This window comes from Bartonella sp. MM73XJBT, assembly GCF_028618465.1.
Classification (GTDB): domain Bacteria; phylum Pseudomonadota; class Alphaproteobacteria; order Rhizobiales; family Rhizobiaceae; genus Bartonella.
Genome location: NZ_JAQISY010000100.1, coordinates 1 through 1,684, shown reverse-complemented (window position 1 = coordinate 1,684; position 1,684 = coordinate 1). Strand labels below are relative to the sequence as shown.

Here is a 1,684-nt window from a genome sequence, read left to right as displayed (position 1 = left end):
GTGATTGCAAAGTTTTTACTTCCAGCAGAAAAATCTATGTCACTGTCTAAAAGCACTGTTTTCGCATTCTTACCATCAACAGACAGTTTCCAACCTTTCTTTCTTACAACTTCTTCTAAGTCTTTTAACTGTCTAACATTCACTGCATCGGCATCTCCACTACCAGCTGCAACGCCTGTAATCTGCCTCGTTATATTATTACTAGTATTACCAACACTCACTGCACCTTTCGTACTTTTCCATTCAATTCCGGAGTTTTCTGCTGGTCCTTGCAAAAGAGAAGTATAACCTGCAACACCAGCAGCCCTATCGGATGTAGAAGTGGAACCTATAGCAACACCATCTTTAACCAACACTTTAGATTGGTAACCTAAAGCAATACTACGCTCACCTGTTACTTCTACGCCATAACCCAAACCAACACTATACCAACCTGATGCCTTTCCCTTAACACCTATAATAAGACTAAAAGGATCTGATGCCTCTGCTTCAGAACCTAAAACAATAGCGCTAGTTGCCTTTGCCTCTGCCTGAAAGCCTAGAACAAGAGAGTTGTCTCCAGTTGCATTTGCATTCGCACCAACAACAACTGAATTTTTCATATTTGCCTTTGCGTTAGAACCTAAAACAATAGTGTCAGCTGCTTTTGCCTCTGCCTGAAAGCCTAGAGCAAGAGAGTTTGATCCAGCTGCATTTGCATAAAGTCCCATAGCAATACTATTCGTATTTGATACCGTTGCGCCGCGACCTATAGCAATAGCGTTTTCTCCAGTCACGTCTGCAAAAGGACCTAAAGCAATAGCGTTTTTTGTGTATGCTTCTGCAGCATTACCGATAGCAATCCCTTGATAACCCTTAACTCTACTTGATAAACCTATCGCTATACCTCTTTCAGCTAAGGATCTCGCTGCTACACAACCAAGTTCACCATTTATATTCGTACACTCCGGGTCATAGTTGCCTATTGCAATACTTGAGTATTCAGTTGCTTGTGCTTGATTACCCAGCGCAACACCTTGATTAGCCCTTGTCTCTCGCTGCATGCCATCAACAGGAATAAGCCGCGTTGTCATTCCCCCCTCATTTATAGGCTTCGAAAAAACATTTATGGTAGGCCTACTTTTCTCCCAAAGTGTATCATTTATGAAATTTGCATAATCATCAGAGGCATTCACTTTTGCTGCGCCTACTTTTGCGCCTACTTTATTGAGTGCTGTTACATAACCTGCCTTAGATAAATCAGAGACATCAACATTGTTCTGACTATCATAAGCAGCAGTAATCCTTTTATCGTTCCCTTGAGAATAAACTGCTGTTGCCTTCTCTATGCTTTGAAGAACTTGTTGGTCTATTATATCAATTTTTTTCGCCAATACAGGAGACGCACTTGATAAGAGTGCAACCATTGCTGTTCCCAACGAGAGCTTTGTAAACAAAGATAAACGCCGAGAAATAAGCACAGCCTTCAAACTAGGTCTCTTTGATGTGGCAGATATTTTTTTCATAACAACTCTCCAATGAAAAAATTTGAAAAGCATATCCAAAACATAAAAAAGACACATTTCAGTGTTAGTTACTCTCCCTACTGGTTATTGAATGGAAAGTGACAGATCAAAGTGGGAACGTTTTGAGTCTTTGTTTTCGTTTTGTCGTTGCTTTCTGTGTTGAGATCTAAATGTAGGCA

General features: G+C 40.5%; 1 pseudogene. It reads right to left on the bottom strand.

From position 1 onward, the window contains the following. A pseudogene (locus PVV69_RS09785) lies at positions 1-1,505 on the bottom strand (hypothetical protein); the annotation flags it as partial. Between the last annotated feature and the right edge of the window lie 179 nt (positions 1,506-1,684).